This window comes from Tropicimonas sp. IMCC34043 (assembly GCF_003390845.1).
GTDB lineage: Bacteria > Pseudomonadota > Alphaproteobacteria > Rhodobacterales > Rhodobacteraceae > Tropicimonas.
The window spans coordinates 277,062-296,262 of sequence record NZ_QMEK01000002.1 but is presented as its reverse complement, the minus strand read 5'-3'; the positions used below and the strand labels follow the sequence as shown (position 1 = coordinate 296,262).

The following is a 19,201-nucleotide window of genomic DNA, read 5'->3' as shown; positions in this document are numbered from 1 at the left end:
ACCGCCACGGCGCCATGCTCAGCGCAGCCAGACCTCGACCCGGCGGTTCGCCTGCCGGCCCCAGTCGCTGTCGTCGCAGGCAAGCGGCAGAGCCTCGCCAAAGCCCTCGGCGCGAAGCGCCGGGCCGGCACCGGGTGGCGTGCCGAGCCGCTGCAGTTCCTCGCGGACCGCCGCCAGAACCGCCTCGGCCCGCCGCAGGGCTATCTCTCGGTTGCCTGCCGCCGCGCCGTCGCCGTCGGAGAAGCCTGCAAACAGGATCTGGCGGCCATCGTAGATCCCCGCGGCAATGTCGCGGGCCAGTCGGTCGACACCGGATTCCGACATCGGATCGAGCCGGGTCGAGCCACCGCGGAACCGGAAGGTGATCGAGAGCCGCCGCGTGTCGGCCAGTTCGACAAGCATCTGTTGCAGATCGCCGAGGCTGACCTCCTCGCCCGCGGCGAGAATTGCATTGGCGAGCCGCTCTCCCTGATCGGCAAGCGGGACCTCGACCGGCACCTGGTCGGTCAGTCCAAGCCGGCGTACCACCAGATCGGCGGCGGGCGTGCCGAGGAAATCGAGGAAATCGCGGAAGATCTGCGGCATCCGGCGCGCCGGCACATAGAGCGCGAGTGGCGCGGCCAGCGGATAGTCCTCGGCCTTGAGGCTGGCGGCCGACAGTGACAGCCGCCGCCCGCAATCCCCGACCAGCGCGACGGGGCGCAGGTTGCCGATCTGGGAAAACCGCGCGAGGCCGATCGCGGCGGGGTTCTGCGCCACCGCCAGCGCCAGCTCCGCCGCATCGTCGTGGCGCATGACCGTCGGCGCCGGTGCAAGGCCGGCCGGCGCCAGCACCCGGTCCGCGAAGCCCTGCGCAAAGCCACCCTCGGCCGGAAGGTCGTGGACCGCGACCGGCGCCTCGATCCCGGTCAGCGCCGACCAATCGGCAATTTCGCCCGACCAGATCCCTGCCAGCATCGGGAACGAGGCGCCCCCGAACGGATTGGCGGGCGAGACCGCAGGCGCCAGCGCATCGAGCGCGACCACACGAAGCCTGCGCGGACCGGTCAGGTCCCCGGCCCCGGCATCGAAGCTGCGCTGCGCCTCATCGGCCCGGATCTCGCGCACTGCCATCACCATGTCGGCCTCGTCGGCCGCGAGGTCGGCAAAGCCTTCTTCTGTCGTGCTGAGGGTCAACTCGAAGCGCGCGACAGGGACGCCCGCGTCAGACAGCGCAATCTCTATCCGGTCGGGCGCAGGATCGGCACGGTCAAACGACACGGCGCGGCGGCCCGCGAAAGTCTGGATCAGCGCCGGCAGCAGCACGGCGCCAAGCGCGGGGGCACCCGAAAGCCGCAATGTGGGAACCATGGGCGCAGAGGGATCGGGGCAGGCCGCGCCCTCGCAGGTCACCTCGGCGATGTCGACAGTCACCGGGCCATAGTCGGTCGACAGCCTCAGAAGCTGCCCGTCGAAACCGGCCAGCGTGCCCGTTATCACAAAGCCGCCGTCCCGCGAGGTCACCGTGACAGGCGCCTCCTGTTGCGCCGCTGCGGCTTGCGGCAGAACGGTCGCCACCGCCAGCATCGCGCTCAGCAGCATCGCGTTAGACATGACAGCACCGCCCGACTGGTTTTCGTCGATCATCCCGGCGGCGGCGCCGCCGATCAACCGCGAAATGCAGCGCCGGGCCGGTGGTCGGTCAGAACTGCCCGTGGCAATGTTTGAACTTCTTGCCCGACCCGCAGGGGCAGGGATCGTTTCGGCCGGGGCTGCCCCAGGTCGAGGGGTCGGATTCGTCAAAGCCTTCGCGCGCGGGACCTTCGGCGATCGGGCTGCCGCCGTCCTCGGCCGGGCCAGACGGCTTCAGCCTGGCTTGCAGCGCCTGCTGCTGCGCCATCAGCTGCGCCATCATTTCCTTCTGCTCGTCCTCGCTCAGCGGGCGGACCTGCGAAAGCCTGCGGGTCACGTCCTCGCGAAGGCCGTCGAGCAACCCCTCGAACAGCTGGAACGACTCGGTCTTGTATTCGTTCAGCGGATCGCGCTGTGCATAACCGCGGAACCCGACGACCGAGCGGAGATGTTCGAGCGTCAGCAGATGCTCGCGCCACTTGGTGTCGATGACCTGCAGCAGAAGCTGCTTTTCAATCACCCGCATGGTCTCGGCGCCGAAAGCCGCCGTCTTCTGGGCCATGTACTCGTCGGTCGCCTTGTACAGACGTTCGCGGATCGTCTCGTCGTCCGCGCCCTCCTCGTCGGCCCATTCGATCACCGGCACGTCGACGCCCAGCTGTTCGATTGCCGCGGCATAGAGCTTGTCGGTTTCCCACTGGTCGGCATAGCTGCGCTTGGGCACGTATTGCGCGACCAGATCGTCGATCACCTGGTGGCGCATGTCCTGCACGATATCCGAAAGATCGGCGGCTTCCATGATCTCCATGCGCTGGCCAAAGATGACCTTGCGCTGGTCGTTCATCACGTCGTCGAATTTCAGCAACTGCTTGCGGATATCGAAGTTGCGGCCCTCGACCTTGGCCTGGGCGCGTTCGAGCGACTTGTTGACCCAGGGGTGGACGATGGCCTCGCCCTCCTTCATGCCGAGCCGGCCGAGCATCGCGTCGAGCCGTTCGGACCCGAAGATCCGCATCAGGTCGTCTTCAAGGCTGAGGTAGAACGAGGATTTGCCCGGGTCGCCCTGACGGCCGGAGCGGCCGCGAAGCTGGTTGTCGATCCGCCGGCTTTCGTGTCGTTCGGTCGCGAGCACGAACAGCCCGCCGGCCTGCTTGACCGCCTCTTCGTCGTCCTTGTGCTGGGCCTCGATCTCGGCGCGGATATCCTCGGGGTCGCGGTCGGGATCGGCGGCAATCGCCTCCATCACCTTGAACTCGACGTTGCCGCCAAGTTTGATGTCGGTGCCGCGGCCGGCCATGTTGGTGGCGATGGTAACAGCGCCGAACTTGCCGGCGTCGGCGACGATCTGGGCCTCTTTCTCGTGCTGACGGGCGTTCAGCACATTGTGCGGCAGCCCCTCCTTGGTCAGCAACGTGCTCAGCATCTCGGATTTTTCGATCGAGGTGGTGCCGACCAGTACCGGCTGGCCCTTGGCATGGGCCTCGCGGATCGCTTCGACGATAGCTGCGTATTTTTCCTTGGCGGTGCGGAACACCTGATCGTGGTCATCGATCCGGGCGATCGGACGGTTGGTCGGAACCTCGACCACACCAAGATTGTAGATCTCGTGGAACTCCTCGGCCTCGGTCAGCGCCGTGCCCGTCATCCCCGACAGCCGGTCGTACAGCCGGAAATAGTTCTGGAAAGTGACCGATGCCAGCGTGACGTTCTCCGGCTTGATCTCGCAGCCTTCCTTGGCCTCGATCGCCTGGTGCAGGCCGTCCGACAGGCGCCGGCCGGCCATCATCCGCCCGGTGAACTCGTCGATCAACATGATCTCGCCGTCGCGGACAATGTAGTCCTTGTCCTTCTGGAACAGCTTGTGCGCCTTCAGACCCTGGTTGATGTGGTGCACGATCGTCGTGCTTTCGGGGGCATAAAGCGGCTGGCCCTCGGGCAGGATACCATAGCGGACCAGACGTTCCTCGAGGAACTCGTTGCCCTCGTCGGTGTAGGTGACGTTCTTGGTCTTCTCGTCGAGCGTGAAATGTTCATCGGTCAGTTCGGGGATGATCTTGTCGACGGTGCGGTACAGGTCCGACCGGTCCTGGCTCGGACCAGAGATGATCAGCGGTGTCCGCGCCTCGTCGATCAGGATCGAGTCGACCTCGTCCACGATCGCGAAGTTGTGACCGCGCTGCCCCATTTCCTTCAGCTCGGACTTCATATTGTCGCGCAGATAGTCGAAGCCAAGCTCGTTGTTGGTGGCATAGGTGACGTCGGCACGATAGGCCGCGCGCTTTTCGGCGTCCGGTTGCTGGGGGTATACCACACCGCAGGTCATGCCGAGATGGGCATAGACCTTGCCCATCCACTCCGCGTCCCGCCGGGCGAGATAGTCGTTGACCGTGACGATGTGCACGCCCTTGCCGGACAGCGCATTCAGATAGGCCGGGAAGGTCGCCACGAGCGTCTTGCCCTCGCCCGTCTTCATCTCGGCAATATTGCCCTGATGCAGGAAGACACCGCCCATCAACTGGGTGTCGAAGGCGCGCAGCCCCAATGCCCGCTTGGCCGCTTCGCGGCAATTGGCGAAGGCCTCGGGCAGCAGATCGTCCAGATCCTCGCCGGCTTTCGCGCGCTCTTGCAGCGCGCGTGTCCGTTCGATCAGCCCCGCATCGGTCAACTTCTCGAACTCCGGTTCGAGCGCGTTGATCCTCTCGATGACGGGGCGGCTCGCCTTGATCTTGCGGTCGTTCGGGGTTCCGAAGACCTTTTTCGCGATCGTTCCAATGCCTAGCATTTCCGCTCCGCCTTGACGTATTCGTGTGAGAGTACGCCTTGCCGGTCTCTCCGCACAACGCTACCAAGCTTCCAACGAAGGACCGCCCGGCACTCTCGGACCAACCGCGATGTAAGGGGGCGCCATTGCAGTGTCAACGCCGCGCAACGGCGCGGTTGAAGGGGAGCCACTTAATATGACGACAATCAGAACAACCTGGGCCGCCGGGATGGTAGCATTTACGCTGCTCGGAGCCGCACCGCTCTGGGCCCAGGACATCGGGCCGGACACCGTGGTTGCGACCGTCGGCGGCAAGGCGATCACGCTTGGCAACGTCTATGCCGCTCGCGCCACGCTGCCCGCTGAATACCAGCAGGTCGATCCCGCGATGCTGTATTCGGGGCTGGTCGAACAACTGATCCAGCAGACCGCGCTGGCCCAGACCCTCGACGGGAGCGTTTCGCCCTTCACAGAACTGACCATCGACAACCAGCGCACCGGGCTGATGGCCGCAGACGCGCTGCGCAAGGTGGTCGACGCGGGCGTGACCGACGAGATGCTCAAGGCCGCCTATGACGCGAAATACGCTGCTGCCGAACCCACCAAGGAATTCCACGCCGCCCACATCCTTGTGGCGAGCGAGGACGAGGCCAAGGCCATCAAGGCCGAACTTGACGGCGGGGCCGATTTCGCGGCGCTGGCCAAGGAAAAGTCGACGGGTCCCTCCGGCCCGAACGGCGGCGATCTGGGCTGGTTCAGCCTTGGCATGATGGTGCCGGAGTTCGAGACGGCCGTCGTTGCGATGGAACCCGGCCAGGTGTCGGATCCGGTGCAGACCCAGTTCGGCTGGCATGTCATCCTGCTCGAAGACACCCGGATGGCTGCGGCACCCTCGATGGACGATGTGCGTGACGATCTGGTCGCCGAGGTTCGCGATCAGGTGATCGGCGACGCGTTGACCGACGTCATGGCCAAGACCGAGGTCGACCGTCCCGAGCTGGACATCGACCCGGCGGCTGTGCTGAACAATCCGGACTTCCTGTCTAACTGATCGGCGGAGCGCGTTCATGGCCGGCAAGCCGCCCGTTTCGCCCCTCGCCCCCGAGGGATTTCCTGATCTGCCCCCGATTGCGGGGGTAGAGTTTTCGGCAGGTGCGGCGGGCGTACGCTATGCCGGCCGGACCGACGTGATGCTGGCTCGGCTTGCGCCGGGCAGCGTCGTGGCGGGCGTCTTCACCCGCTCGGCCACCCGGTCCGCCCCGGTACGCGACTGCGAGCTGAAGCTTGCCATCGGCGCCGACGAACGCTCTGGCGCGGCCATTCTCGTGAACTCGGGCAATTCGAATGCCTTTACCGGCGCCGCGGGCGACGGATCGGTGGCGGCCATCTGTGCCGCCGTCGCTGCGGCCGCGGGCGTGCCCGAGGCACGGGTCTTCACCGCCTCGACGGGCGTCATCGGCGAGCGTCTGCCGCATGATCGTATCGTCGCCAAGATCGATTCGCTGGTCTCCGATCTGGACGCCGGCGCCATCGAGGCGGCCGCCGCGGCGATCATGACCACCGACACGTTCCCGAAGGGCTCGGGCGGCGTGGTCGAGACCCCCGAGGGGCCGATCCGCATCGCGGGCTTTGCCAAGGGGTCGGGGATGATCGCCCCCGACATGGCAACCATGCTGGTCTATATCTTCACCGACGTGAAGATTTCGCAGGAGCTGCTGCAGCTTGCGCTGTCGGCGCTGACCCCGATCACGTTCAATGCGATCACCGTGGACAGCGACACCTCGACATCGGACTCGCTGATCCTGGCCGCCACGGGGCGCGGCGCCGTCTCGGTCGAGGCCCTGGAGAGCGATACTGGCCGGATCTTTGTCGAGGCCCTGCACGGGGTGATGCTGGATCTGGCGCATCAGGTGGTCCGCGATGGCGAAGGTGCGACGAAGTTTGTCGAGGTTCGCGTGACCGGGGCCGCCGACGATGCCGATGCGCGAAAGGTCGCGATGGCGATCGCGAATTCGCCGCTGATCAAGACCGCGATCGCGGGCGAGGATCCGAACTGGGGTCGGGTGGTGATGGCCGTCGGAAAATCGGGGGCAGAGGCCGACCGCGACCGGCTGACCATCCACTTCGGCGACATCCTGCTGGCCGAAAAGGGCTGGGTCGCCGAAGGCTATACCGAGGCCGAGGGCGCAGCCTACATGAAGCAGTCCGAACTGGTCATCGGCGTCGACCTCGGGCTGGGGGCCGGTCGGTTCACCGCCTGGACCTGCGATCTGACCCACGGCTACATCACGATCAACGCGGACTACAGGTCGTGAAGACCCTGCTGGTGTCGGCGGTTGCGCTGATCGACGTCGACGGACGCGTTCTTCTGGCCGAACGGCCAGAAGGAAAGTCGATGGCCGGTCTGTGGGAGTTTCCGGGCGGCAAGGTCGAGCCGGGCGAAACCCCCGAGATCGCCCTGATTCGCGAATTGCAGGAAGAACTGGGGATCGACACCTGGGCCTCGTGCCTCGCCCCCCTGACCTTCGCCAGCCACAGCTATCCTGAATTTCATCTTCTGATGCCGCTGTTTGCCTGTCGAAAATGGCAGGGAACCCCGATGTCCCGGGAAGGACAGCGTCTGAAATGGGTGAAAGCAGGAGATCTTGCCGCCCATCCGATGCCGCCCGCGGACATCCCGCTGATCGCGCACCTGCGCGACTGGCTGTAACACGCCGCAACGTCATATCGTATTTGCACAACATTTAATCCCGTTTTGGGTGTTTGTGACAATTTTATTAGTGGTGTTTGTACGAACATAAATTACGTTGGTCGGACAAAATCCAAGGGAAGGAGAAACCTCTCGATGCTGCGTACTATCACTGTTGGGTCTCATATCTCTGTGCAGGGAACCTTTGTGCGTGATCTGGCCGATGGACGGATTCTCGTCCAGGTCGGTGAGCGTACCTTCAAGGGTACCCCCATCAAGTCGAAGGCCGCCTAAGCCCCGACACCACCTCGGGCAATCACACCACAGAAACACGGGCGGCCCTCACTCGGCCGCCCGTATTGTTTTGGCCGACAGGATGTGTGGCAGCGTCGACCTTGCGCCACAAACCCGTCTCGCCCCCCCGTTCCCGTTTCGCAGGTGACGCCGAAGATGCGGCTTGTGGCTTCTCCTGGGCCTCGCTTCCTGTCGTCCCCGTTAAACCGGCCGCACCCCGGCACCGTGCGGCTCTGGCGCCAGGTGCCAAAGCAAACGGGCGGCCCGAAGGCCGCCCGTTTTCCGTATCGCGATGCAGGCCGGGTCAGGCCAGCTTGCGTTCGATCTCTTCGCGCTCGAAGATCTCGATCACGTCGCCGTCGCGAACATCTTCGTAGTTCTCGAAGGCCATGCCGCATTCCTGACCGGAGTGAACCTCGGGAACCTCGTCCTTGAAGCGCTTCAGCGTCTTCAGCGTGCCTTCGTGGATCACCACGTTGTCCCGCAGCAGACGTACACCGGCCGACCGGCGGGCGACGCCCTCGGTGACCAGACAGCCCGCGACCTTGCCGACGCCCGAAACCCGGAACACCTGCTTGATCTCGGCATAGCCGATGAAGTGCTCGCGAACCTCTGCCGACAGCAGGCCGGAGGCCGCCGCCTTCACATCGTCCACCAAGTCGTAGATCACCGAATAGTAGCGGATCTCGACGCCCTTCTGGTTCGCCGCGGCGCGCGCAGGCGCATTGGCCCGAACGTTGAAGCCGATCACCGGCGCGCCGCTGGCCTCGGCCAGCGTGATATCGCTTTCGGTGATGGCGCCGACGCCCGAATGCAACAGACGCACCCGGACCTCGTCGTTGCCGACCTTCTCCAGCGCCTGAGCGATGGCTTCGGCCGAGCCCTGAACGTCGGCCTTGACCAGCACCGGCAGTTCCTTGACGTCCTGATCGGCCTTGGCCTTCGCCAGCAGCTGATCGAGCGTTGTCGCGGCTCCGGCTGCGGCGCGCTTGTCCTTGGCCAGTTGATGGCGGTACTCGGCGATCTCGCGGGCCTGAGCCTCGGTATCGACCACGTTCAGCACATCGCCCGCCTCGGGCGTGCCGTTGAGCCCCAGAACCTCGACCGGAACCGACGGCCCGGCCTCGGTGACCCGGTCGCCCTGATCGTTGATCAGCGCCCGAACCTTGCCCCATTGCTCGCCGACGACAAAGATATCGCCCTGGCGCAGGGTGCCGTTCTGAACCAGAACGGTGGCCACGGGACCGCGCCCGACGTCGAGCTGGGCTTCGATCACCGCACCCATGGCAGCCCGATTCGGGTTGGCCTTGAGTTCGAGGACCTCGGACTGCACCGCGATCGATTCGAGCAGGTCATCAAGCCCGAGGCCGGTCTTGGCCGAGACTTCGACATCCTGAACGTCGCCCGACATCTCTTCGACCACGACCGAATATTGCAGCAGGTCGGTCCGGACCTTCTGCGGGTTGGCCTCGTGCTTGTCGATCTTGTTGATCGCCACGATCATGGGGACACCCGCCGCCTTGGCGTGGTTGATCGCCTCGACGGTCTGCGGCATCACCGCATCGTCGGCCGCGACCACCAGAACCACGATGTCGGTCACCTGCGCACCACGGGCACGCATCGAGGTGAAGGCCGCGTGACCCGGCGTGTCGAGGAAGGTGATCAGCCCGCCGCGATCGGTGCGAACCTGATAGGCGCCGATGTGCTGGGTGATCCCGCCGGCTTCGCCGGACACCACCTTGGCATGACGGATCGCATCGAGAAGCGAGGTCTTGCCGTGGTCGACGTGGCCCATCACGGTCACGACCGGAGGCCGCGTCACCAGATCCTCGTCCTTGTCCTCGACGGTATAGATAACCTGCTCGACGTCGGCGTCCGAGACCCGGACCACGTGGTGGCCAAAGTCCTCGATGATCAACTCGGCGGTATCGGCGTCGATGGTCTGGTTCTGGGTGACCATCATGCCGTTCTGCATCAGCGCCTTGACCACGTCGGCCACGCGTTCTGCCATACGGTTGGCCAGTTCGGACACAACGATGGTCTCGGGCAGTTGCACGTCCCGCACGACCTTTTCGCGCAGATCTCCGGCACCCATGGCCTTCTGGCGCGCACGCTCCTGCTTGCGTTTCATCGCAGCAAGGCTGCGCTGACGGCCGCCTTCGCCCCCGGTGAGGGCCTGGTTCAGCGTCAGCTTGCCGGCGCGGCGTCCGTCGTCGCGGGCCTTGGCGTTGCGCGTGTCGCGTTGGCGATCGTCGCGCTCGGGCCGGCGCGTGCCACCAGCGGGCTTGCCGACACCACGGTGCGACTCGCCTTCGGCATCGGTGCGGGCCACAGGTGCGCGGCGGTCTTCGACCGGGCGCGCGTCTTTCTCGTCGGCCTTGGCGGCACCGTTGCTGGCTGTCGTGGCAACACGCGCCTCGCGCTCGTCGCGCTCGCGTTTTGCAGCCTCTTCGGCCTCGCGCTTCGCAGCCTCTTCGGCCTCGATCTTGGCACGCCGCGCGTCTTCACGCTCGCGTTCCTCGCGCTCTTTGGCTTCGATATCGTCGCGGCGACGCTGGCGTTCTTCTTCCCGCGTCTTTTCGTCAGCCTCGCGCTGCGCGGCATCCTCTGCCTCGCGCGACCGGGCCACCGCGAGCGCCTTCATGCGGCGCTCCATCTCGGCATCGGAAATTCCGGCGGGACGACGCCCAGGGCTGCCGCCCTTTGCCCCGCCGCCGGTATTCGCGGCTGCGGGTTTTGGCACGACGACACGCTTGCGCTTCGTCTCGACCACGACGCTTTTGGTACGTCCATGGCTGAAGCTCTGCTTCACTTGCCCAGAGCGCGCGCCGCCCTTCAGGCCCAAGGTTTTCTTGCCGTCATTCTCGCTCATGCGATCCCATCGTCCTTTCCGGGGCCGGATGCCCCGTTCGTTCCGCGCAGGCCGGAAAGCCGTGTGGCGTCTTCTACAACACGCGTTGTGAGTCCGCCAGCGCACAGCGCCGCGTGTATTGCATGGTCTCGACCAAAGGACAAACCCAATTCCCGGGCCGTCAGAAAATCGAATGTGTCACCCTCATCGGATGGAAGACGCAACTTGCTCTTGCCCCGTTCGGAGCCATCGCAGGCTTGCAGCAACACCACCGCCTCACCGGACTGCAGCATGCCGCGAACCTTTTCGTATCCAGCCACCGCCAACCCCGCCTTGCGGGCCAGCGACAGCATTTCGATCATCCGGCGCGTCAGACCCGCCTCGACCATGGCAACCAGATCCTCCGGCACCACCACCGGACTTTTGGCGCTGCGGGCAAACAACCGCTTGCGCACCGCCAGTTCCAGCGCCTGCCGGTCCGCCGACACCCAGATGCCCCTACCCGGCAGCTTTTCCGCCAGATCGGGAACAACCGAGTTGTCGGGCCCGACGACAAAGCGGATCAGATCCGCCTTGCCCAAGACCCGCCCGGTCGCGATGCAGCGGCGTTCCGCCTCTGCCCGATCCTGCTTGTGCCCACCTCGCCCCATGGCCGGATTTCCGTTTTCCGACTCAGGCACCTGCCTCTTCGGGCTCGTCCGCGGCGTCTTCCGATTCCGGCTCCAGATCGGCCGGATCGACCCATCCAAGCTGAATGCGCGCCGTCATGACGAGATTCTGTGCTTCTGCAAGAGATACGTCGAATTTCTCCAGAATACCATCGTCCTTGACGCGTTCGCCATTCACGGTGGTCCAGCCCCCTGCAAGCTCCCAGTCGGCGCAGGTGGCAAAGTCCTCGAGCGTTTTCACGCCGTCCTCGGCAAGAGCTTGGATCATCTGGGGTGTAAGACCGGGAAAGTCAATAAGACCCTGCTCGACACCCAGTTCGCGGGCATGATCGAGCGCCTTGCGGTTCATCTCCTCGAGATGATCTCGGGCACGGGCCTGCAGCTCGGCTGCGGTGCTGCTGTCGACCCCGTCGATCACCAGAAGCTCGTCGAGATCGACATAGGCGACCTCCTCGAGGTTGGTGAACCCTTCCGAGACCAGGAGCTGCGCGAAGAATTCATCCAGATCGAGCGTGTCCATGAACAGCTTGGTGCGTTCCTCGAACTCGGCCTGGCGGCGGCGCGATTCCTCTTCCTCGGTCATGATGTCGATGTCGAGCCCGGTCAGCTGGCTCGCCAGCCGCACGTTCTGGCCGCGCCGGCCGATCGCCAGCGACAGTTGCTCGTTGGGGACGACGACCTCGATCCGCTCGGCTTCCTCGTCGAGCACGACCTTGGTGACCTCGGCGGGCTGCAGCGCGTTCACAAGGAAGGTCGGCATGTCCTCGTTCCACGGGATGATGTCGATCTTCTCGCCCTGCAGTTCGTTCACCACGGCCTGCACACGGCTGCCACGCATGCCGACGCAGGCGCCCACCGGGTCGATCGAGCTGTCATAGCTGACAACGGCGATCTTGGCGCGGCTGCCGGGGTCGCGGGCCACGGCCTTGATCTCGATGATGTTGTCGTAGATCTCGGGCACTTCCATCTTGAACAATTCGGCCATGAACTCGGTCGCGGTGCGCGACAGGAACACCTGCGGGCCGCGGGCCTCGCGACGCACGTCCTTGATGTAGCAGCGGATGCGGTCGCCGTTGCGATAGCTTTCGCGGCCGATCTTCTCGTTGCGGCGCAGGATACCCTCGCCACGGCCGATATCGACGATGACGTTGCCGTATTCCTCGCGCTTGACGACGCCGTTGATGATCGTGCCGGCACGGTCGCGGAATTCCTCGTACTGGCGATCACGCTCGGCCTCGCGGACCTTTTGCAGGATCACCTGCTTGGCCGATTGCGCGGCAATCCGGCCAAGTTCCACGGGCGGAACCTCTTCGAGGATCTCGTCGCCCACCTTGGGGTCGGCAAGGTACTGCCTGGCCTGCTCGACGGTCAGTTCGGCCTGATAATTCTCCAGCGCCTCTTCCTCGACCACGGTGCGCACGCGGGTGAAGGCCGCGCGCCCGGTCTTGCGGTCGATCTTGACGCGGATGTCCATCTCGCTGCCATAGCGGGACTTGGCGGCGCGGGCGAGGCTCTCCTCCATCGCCTCGATCACGAGGCCCGGGTCGATCATCTTCTCGCGCGCGACGGCCTCGGCAGTCTGCAGCAGTTCCAGCTGGTTGGCGGATGTGATGGCCATCTCTTGTCGGTCCTCTCTGGGAATTCTCAGTCTTCGCCCGTGGCGCCGTTGTCACCGGCGTCTGTGTCTTCGGCATCCGTGTCGTCGGAGGCCAGGAAGGTCTGAACTTCGTCGAAACCAGCCTCGTCAATCACGCCCGCATGTTTGCGCTGGTTCAGCATCTCGCGGATAAGCTCGTCGGTCAGCACCAGCTTCGCGTCGCTCAGCCAGTCGAACTGCAGCCCGATCACGATCGGTTCGGCATCCGGGCTCGCGCCCTCGATCTCGATCAGCACCTCGCCGTCCTCGACCCCCTGCAGGGCACCCTTGAACCGGCGGCGGCCGTCGATCAGTTCCACGGTCTCGATCTTGGCCTCATAGCCGGCCCAGGTCTCGAAATCCTTCAGCCGGGTCAGCGGGCGGTCGATGCCGGGCGATGACACCTCGAGGGTGTAATTGTCCTCGATCGGGTCCTCGACATCCATCACCGCGCTGACCGCGGTCGATATCTTGGCGCAATCGTCGACCTCGATGCCACCCTCGGGCTTCTCGGCCATGATCTGCAGGATCCGGGTCTTCCCGGACATCAGCCTGATCCGCACCAGTTCGTATCCCATCCCCTCGATCACGGGGGTCAGGATCTCGGCCAGGCGCTGGTCGATGTTGGTCTTGGCAATCAGGTCGTTCATAGGGAATATCCCAAACACAAAAAAACGGGCACGCGGCCCGTCGATCTTTCCCGGTGGAGCATTCGGGAGGAACCCGGCAGCGCCGCTGTTGGATTGGCACATAGGCGAATCACACAGCGATTGCAAGCGCCCTTGCGGCCGTTCGCTGTCGCGCGCCGATGAATTGCCGGATCGCAGGCGACACTTCCCGTCGGTCGGCTCGGCCGCTAGGGTGAGGTACACCATCGAAAGGACGGCCATGGTCCATCTCTATGCGGCAATTGCCATCCTGATCCTGCTTTACACGTTGTTCTCGCGCGGTCTGGCGGGGATCGGGATCACCATGCCGATGGTGTTTCTGGCGGTCGGTGTGGTCGCGGCCCTGCAGGTTCCCGCACTCAGCCACGACACCGGCAGCATGTTCCACAGGCTGGCCGAGCTGACGCTGGCGCTGCTGCTGTTTGCCGACGCGACCGAATTGACCCGCGGTGCGGCGCGCCGGATCCAGGGCCTGGCGGGCCGGATGCTGCTGATCGGGCTGCCGGTCGCGATTGTGCTGGGGCTGGCGGTGAACCTCGTCCTGCTGCCCGACTGGCCGTTCTGGGAGGCCTGCGTGCTGGCCGCGCTGCTCGCGCCCACCGACGCGGCGCTGGGAAAGCCGATCATGGGCGACCCGAAGATACCGGAAACCCTGCGCGACACGATCAATGCCGAAAGCGGGCTGAACGACGGGCTGGCATTCCCCTTCGTCGTGTTCTTCGCCTTCCTCGCGGTGGGCGAGGACACCGACGCGCCGAACAGTCTGGTGCTGTTCATCCTGGCACAGGTCGGGATCGGGCTTGCGGTCGGGGTTGCGGTCGGGATCCTCGGCGGCTGGCTGCGGCGCGTCGCGACCGCGCGCAATGGGATGGACCCGGCGCTTGACGGGGTGATGACGCTGGCGCTGGTCGGCTCGATGTTTTTCCTTGCCGAGATCCTTGGCGGCAACAGTTTCGTCGCCGTCTTCGCCGGCGGCTTCGCCTTTGCCAACGCCGCGGGCGGCAAGGTGATCGCAATCCGGGACTTCCTCGAGGAAGACGGCCAGTTCCTGGCGATCCTGAGCTTTCTGCTGATCGGTGCCTATCTGGTGCCGCTGGCGCTGACCCACGCCGATCTTGCCACGCTGGGCGTCGTGTTCCTGTCAATCCTCGTGGTGCGTCCGGTCGCGATCTGGCTGTCGCTGATGGGAACCTCGACGCGGCCGAACGAACGGCTGTTCCTCGGATGGTTCGGGCCGCGCGGGCTCGCCACGGCGCTGTTCGCGATTTTCGTGGTGCTCGATTTCGACGAGCTGGCGAAAGGGCCCGAGATCCTGGTCGTCGCCACCAGCGCCGTCCTCGTCTCGGCCTATGTCCACGGGCTGACGGCGCGATGGGCGGCGCAGATCTTCCGGCTTGGTCCGGTGAACGGTACCGCCCCGGAACCGCCCGCGGTCACAGATCCAGACGGTCGGCCTGGTGAATGAGCGCGTCGGTGACCCGCACCAGTTCGGCGCTGATCCCCGGTTCGCTGAGCGCGTGCCCCGCAAGCCCGATCATGCGCAGATCGGCGGCGGGCCAGCGCTCGGCCAGCCGCCAGGCCGAAACCGGCGGGCAGATCATGTCGTACCGGCCCTGCACGATGGCCCCCGGCATCCCGGCGAGACGGTCGGCGCGCTCGAGAATCTGTTCGTCGCTGTCAAGCCAGCCGCGGTGACGGAAAAAGTGGTTCTCGATCCGGGCGAAGGCGCGGGCATGATCGCCCGGGCTTTCGCCACCTGAATCGGAACTGTTGATCGAGGCGAGCGCGTTTTCCCACGCCGTCCAGGCGCGGGCAAAGCGGATCTGCCGGGCCATGTCGCCATCGAACAGAAAGGGCGTATAGGCGTCGATCAGATTGCCTGGCGCGGCCCCCGGGATCATGCCCGCAAAGCGCCGCCATTGTTCGGGAAAGAACTGCCCGGCACCGCCGCCGTAAAACCAGTCGAGCTCGCCCTGGGTCATCAGGAATACCCCGCGCAACGCCAGATAGGCGGCGCGGTCGGGATGGGTCTGGGCATAGCACAACGCCAGCGTCGCCCCCCAGCTGCCGCCGAAGACGACCCAGCGGTCGATTCCCAGCGCCTCGCGGATCACCTCGATGTCCGAGACCAGATGCCAGGTCGTATTGGCCTCGACGCTGGCATGGGGGCGCGACCTGCCACAGCCACGCTGGTCGAACAGCACGATCCGGTAGTGTCGCGGATGGAAATAGCGCCGCATGGCCGGGCTGCAGCCACCGCCGGGACCGCCGTGCAGGACGACGACAGGAATGCCCCCGGGATTGCCGCATTGTTCGACGTAAAGCGTGTGGCCATCGCCCACCTCGATCATGCGCTGGTCGTAGGGTACCAGCGGCGGATAGAGATACTGGAGTGCGCTCTTGTGCCCTGCGTCTTTGTCCATAAGTGAGCTATATAGCGCCCGAAAGAAGCGCGCTACGTCCAATGAACGCCCGTCCGAAGGAGCCCGCCATGACCACGTCCACCAATACCGTCGATCCGGCCGAAGTCGCCAAGTTCGAGGCGATGGCCGCAGAGTGGTGGGACCCGACGGGCAAGTTCAAGCCGCTGCACATGATGAATCCGACCCGGCTCGACTATATCACCCGGCAGACCGCGGCAGAATTCGACCGCGACCTGAACGCACCGCGCCCGTTCGAGGGACTGCGCGTGCTCGACATCGGTTGCGGCGGCGGATTGCTGAGCGAACCGATGGCGCGGCTTGGCGCGACGGTGGTCGGCGCCGACGCGGCGCCGCGCAACATTCCGGTGGCACAGATCCATGCCGAACAATCGGGGCTCGATATCGACTATCGCCACGTCACCGCCGAGGCGCTGGCCGCGGCGGGCGAGCAGTTCGACGTCGTGCTGAACATGGAAGTGGTCGAGCATGTGTCCGATCCGCAAAGCTATCTGACCGCCTGCCATGACCTGCTGCGGCCCGGCGGGCTGATGATCTGTTCGACGATCAACCGCAACGCCCGAAGCTTTGCGATGGCAATCGTGGGCGCCGAATGGGTGATGCGCTGGTTGCCGAAGGGCACCCACGACTGGGACAAGTTCATAAAGCCCGCGGAACTGCAGGACCTGATCGCCAAGGCCGGACTGACCCCGGTCGACGTCAAGGGGTTCGTGTTCAACCCGCTGAACTGGAGCTGGTCGATCTCGGACAAGGATCTTGCGGTGAACTATGTGACGGCAAGCGTGCGGCCGGCCTGAGGCGGCACTGCCGCGGTGCGGCCTGCGGGCCGCGCGGCGGCATGCTCTGGCAACGGCGCGCCGGTCGGGGTGCGCCCCTAGGCCTCAGGGAACCAGCGGGTAGCACCCGAGTTCACTGTGAACGGCCCCGCCAATCCCGAGGTCCGAGCGGAACAGCGTGATCGCCTCGGCCATGAACCCTGGCAGGGCCGCCACGGCATTCGCTTGCAGGAACGCGGCAAGTCCGGTCGCTTCCAGGCCTTGTGGCTGACGGTTGAACCGCGCCAGGGTAATATGAGGATGATAGCGCTGGCGCGGCAGATCGAGTCCCGCGCTACGCAGGGCCTGCGTGACCTTGCGTTGCAGCGCCAGCAACGGCTCGGTCGAGCGGATGGTGGCGTGCAGGGCCTGCGGCCGGCCTGCGCCCAACAGGTCGAGCCCGGTCAGTTCGATGCGCACCGGCTTGGCGCGGATCGCCTCGAGCGCCTCGTGAGCTTCGACCACCTGCGGATCGCGAAGCTCACCAAGGAAATTCAGCGTCAGGTGCAGGTTTTCGGGCGGCGTCAACCGACCGACGGGTATTTCCGCCTGCAACTCCGCCAGGGCGTCGGTCAGGGAATCGGTCAGGGATATTGCCACGAAGCATCGCATGAGCCGAACCTCGCTCGCCTCGGGGCGGTGCGCAAGGGGCGGCGCGGTATTGGCACCAAAGTTCAATCCATATCGCTCGAAATCCGCCCGGCCAGACCCTGAAGATAGCCGCCGATCCCCGGGAACAGCAGAATGCTCCTGGGCCGGAAGCCCCAGATTGCAAAGGTCCGGTGGCGTTGACCGTCGATCACAATCCCGTCGCCTTCCCAGATTGCGAAGTTCTGGTGCCGCGGGTCGGATTTGAGCCGGGCGATGACGTGCGCCACATCGGTTTCGGGCAGGCCCGTCGCAGCGCCAAGCCCCGGGATCGTCCGCAGGTCGGGTCCGGGGGCGAATAGCGTGGCAAGCACCTTGCGTTCGGCCTCGCTGCGCCCGGCCAGTTCGGTCACCTGATCGCGCGCGATCAGTTCAGCGCCGACGGTCCGCGTCAGCAACTGTTCGATCCGGCCCCGTCCCGCGGCATTCCACAGCAGGCCAACCGCCATCTTCCAGATCTTTCCGCTGAATCCCTGGCGGACCAGTTCGCCGCCGATCCGGCCGACGCGGGCCTGCAACGCCTCGATCAGCGTCGTGATGTCTGACACGTCCAGCCGCGGCCATTGCGGCTCTGCGATCTCGGCGGTGAGGCTTGCGTCGAGCGCAAGGATCGGGCGATCCCCCGCCGCAGAGCCGGCGCCGAACCCGGAAAAGACCTGATGCGGCGCCTCCAGGGTGAAATACTTCTGCAGGAACCACTGGCAGTTGCGGCGCCCCAGCTGGAAATCGTGCTCGCGGAACGCCTCGCTGAAAAACCCGCCGAAGCCGCCGAGAAGACCGCTGGCGATGGCCTCTGAACCGCGCTTGCCGTCGCGCACCGGCGCAATCAGGAACCGCGAGCGCCCGGCGCCGTCCATCGCGGCGACCAGTTCGCCTGGCTTGAACCTTGCCTGATCCAGCAGCGCCGATTTCAACGCCGCGACGACCGGCAGGATCGCCCGGTCCGCGGCAGAAAGCTCGCGTCGCATGTCAGGCTGCGGTCCTTCGGGGAAAGGGTCGATCATGATGACCGCGCGGTCGGCGCGGTCCGGTGCGCGCGGGTTCGGCTCCAGCTCCCATGGCGCGGCACCGGGCCGGGCGGCGGGCGCGCGCAGCGCATAGCGGGCAAGCTCGAACGGTTCGTTGTTGCAGACCCCGCCATCGACGCCGACAAAGCTCATCGACTGGCTGCAGACCAGTTCGCCCTGCCCGAATGCGACGGGGCGCAGTCCCGGGTCGATCTCCAGCGGCCAGGCGCCGCCGCGGGCGCAATCGTCCTCGTCGGGATCGAACACCCCGAATTCGCGGGCGCTGACAACGACCTGCTTGGCGGCAAGCCCGATGGGAAAGGCGCCGGTGACCACGCCCATCTCGCGCAGATCGTGCCAGGGGCCCGCCGTCTCGAAGTCGATCGCCTGTGGCGCGCCGGGACCGGCGGCGGGATCGAGCGTCAGCCTGACCCCGCGATCCTTCCAGATATCGAGCCAATGCGACGCGACCGGGATCGCGCCCAGCCCGTCGACCCGGAAATGCGCGACATAGGCGTGGTTCGCCATCAGATGGCCGTCGCCCTCGTCCCCCGCGTTGAAGGCGATGCGATAGGGCTGGCCTGCAAGGTTTGTGCAGGTGATGAAAAGATCGAGCTCCTCGGCCACGAAATCATAGCGCCCGCCTTTCCACGCCACATCGGCCAGCACCCGGCTCGCCGCCTCCTCGATCGCCTCGCTGTTCAGCAGCGAATAGACATGGGCACCGGCGGGATCCTTGCGGGCCCGGTCGAGGTCGGTCTGCGAGACGAGGCCGGTGCGCCCCGGTCCGCCAAGAAAATCAAGCTCGCGCACCCAGATCGCGTGCAGCAGCGGCACCGAGGGCGCCGCAGCGTCGAACGGGCGGATACCTTCAATCAGGGCCGGAACCGACAGCGCGGTGCAGACCCCGCCGGCCGAAGTGCCGCTCATCGCCTTCAGCACGACCCGGATCCCGCTGCCCTCCGGGTCCTGCGCCTTCAGCGCCGAAAACAGGAAATCCAGCACCCCGGCGGTGTAGGCACCGGCCGAGATTGCGCCGGCCATGGTCAGGCCAAGGCGGAAAATGTCGTCCTGAGGCTGGGGCATCGGCAAGGTCCTTGCATCGTTTGGGT

Annotated in this window: 14 protein-coding genes; 5 read left to right on the top strand and 9 right to left on the bottom strand. The window is 65.6% G+C overall.

Annotation, left to right across the window (positions count from 1 at the left end):
- Positions 1 to 18: 18 nt before the first annotated feature.
- Together DQG17_RS11150 and secA are read right to left on the bottom strand one after the other, a co-directional pair.
- A complete protein-coding gene (locus tag DQG17_RS11150; protein WP_232829407.1) occupies positions 19 to 1,626 on the bottom strand; it encodes a phosphate ABC transporter substrate-binding/OmpA family protein in 1,608 nt (535 codons plus the stop codon).
- Positions 1,627 to 1,681: 55 nt separating this feature from the next.
- Positions 1,682 to 4,393 carry a preprotein translocase subunit SecA gene (gene secA / locus DQG17_RS11145; protein ID WP_116132912.1) on the bottom strand — a complete coding sequence of 904 codons (2,712 nt, stop codon included), beginning with the start codon at positions 4,391 to 4,393 and terminating at the stop codon, positions 1,682 to 1,684.
- 175 nt (positions 4,394 to 4,568) lie between these two features.
- Here secA and DQG17_RS11140 point away from each other — a divergent pair, with 175 nt between their 5' ends.
- Genes DQG17_RS11140 through mutT form a run of 3 tightly spaced genes read left to right on the top strand, consistent with a single transcriptional unit; the run spans position 4,569 to position 7,082 of the window.
- Complete coding sequence (locus tag DQG17_RS11140) at positions 4,569 to 5,423, top strand: peptidylprolyl isomerase (RefSeq protein ID WP_116132911.1); 855 nt, start codon at positions 4,569 to 4,571, stop codon at positions 5,421 to 5,423.
- Positions 5,424 to 5,439: 16 nt separating this feature from the next.
- Positions 5,440 to 6,687 carry a bifunctional glutamate N-acetyltransferase/amino-acid acetyltransferase ArgJ gene (argJ, locus tag DQG17_RS11135; RefSeq protein WP_116132910.1) on the top strand — a complete coding sequence of 416 codons (1,248 nt, stop codon included), beginning with the start codon at positions 5,440 to 5,442 and terminating at the stop codon, positions 6,685 to 6,687.
- A complete protein-coding gene (gene mutT / locus DQG17_RS11130; RefSeq protein ID WP_116132909.1) occupies positions 6,684 to 7,082 on the top strand; it encodes an 8-oxo-dGTP diphosphatase MutT in 399 nt (132 codons plus the stop codon). The genes argJ and mutT overlap by 4 nt, the downstream gene beginning before the upstream one ends.
- A 577-nt stretch (positions 7,083 to 7,659) precedes the next feature.
- Here the strand turns inward: mutT and infB are convergent.
- Genes infB through rimP form a run of 4 tightly spaced genes read right to left on the bottom strand, consistent with a single transcriptional unit; the run spans position 7,660 to position 13,160 of the window.
- Entirely contained in the window at positions 7,660 to 10,227 is a 2,568-nt protein-coding gene (gene infB / locus DQG17_RS11125; RefSeq protein ID WP_116132908.1) for a translation initiation factor IF-2, read from the bottom strand.
- Entirely contained in the window at positions 10,224 to 10,856 is a 633-nt protein-coding gene (locus tag DQG17_RS11120) for an RNA-binding protein (RefSeq protein ID WP_116132907.1), read from the bottom strand. The genes infB and DQG17_RS11120 overlap by 4 nt, the downstream gene beginning before the upstream one ends.
- A 22-nt stretch (positions 10,857 to 10,878) precedes the next feature.
- On the bottom strand, positions 10,879 to 12,492 hold the full coding sequence (gene nusA / locus DQG17_RS11115; RefSeq protein WP_116132906.1) for a transcription termination factor NusA: 1,614 nt from the start codon (positions 12,490 to 12,492) through the stop codon (positions 10,879 to 10,881).
- 26 nt (positions 12,493 to 12,518) lie between these two features.
- Positions 12,519 to 13,160, bottom strand: a complete 642-nt coding sequence (gene rimP / locus DQG17_RS11110; RefSeq protein ID WP_116132905.1) for a ribosome maturation factor RimP — start codon at positions 13,158 to 13,160, stop codon at positions 12,519 to 12,521.
- A gap of 238 nt (positions 13,161 to 13,398) precedes the next feature.
- On the opposite strand from rimP, the gene DQG17_RS11105 reads away from it, so the two are divergent.
- Entirely contained in the window at positions 13,399 to 14,643 is a 1,245-nt protein-coding gene (locus DQG17_RS11105) for a sodium:proton antiporter (protein WP_116132904.1), read from the top strand.
- Here the strand turns inward: DQG17_RS11105 and pip are convergent.
- A complete protein-coding gene (gene pip, locus DQG17_RS11100; protein ID WP_116132903.1) occupies positions 14,612 to 15,601 on the bottom strand; it encodes a prolyl aminopeptidase in 990 nt (329 codons plus the stop codon). The genes DQG17_RS11105 and pip overlap by 32 nt on opposite strands.
- Before the next feature lie 68 nt (positions 15,602 to 15,669).
- Between pip and ubiG the strand changes: the two genes are divergently transcribed.
- On the top strand, positions 15,670 to 16,416 hold the full coding sequence (ubiG, locus tag DQG17_RS11095) for a bifunctional 2-polyprenyl-6-hydroxyphenol methylase/3-demethylubiquinol 3-O-methyltransferase UbiG (protein ID WP_116132902.1): 747 nt from the start codon (positions 15,670 to 15,672) through the stop codon (positions 16,414 to 16,416).
- Between the two features lie 84 nt (positions 16,417 to 16,500).
- On the opposite strand, the gene thpR is transcribed toward ubiG, so the two are convergent.
- Together thpR and DQG17_RS11085 are read right to left on the bottom strand one after the other, a co-directional pair.
- Positions 16,501 to 17,034: an RNA 2',3'-cyclic phosphodiesterase gene (gene thpR, locus DQG17_RS11090; RefSeq protein ID WP_157973585.1), complete on the bottom strand. Its 534-nt coding sequence runs from the start codon at positions 17,032 to 17,034 to the stop codon at positions 16,501 to 16,503.
- A 74-nt stretch (positions 17,035 to 17,108) separates the two neighbouring features.
- A complete protein-coding gene (locus tag DQG17_RS11085) occupies positions 17,109 to 19,175 on the bottom strand; it encodes a hypothetical protein (RefSeq protein WP_116132900.1) in 2,067 nt (688 codons plus the stop codon).
- Positions 19,176 to 19,201: the final 26 nt, after the last annotated feature.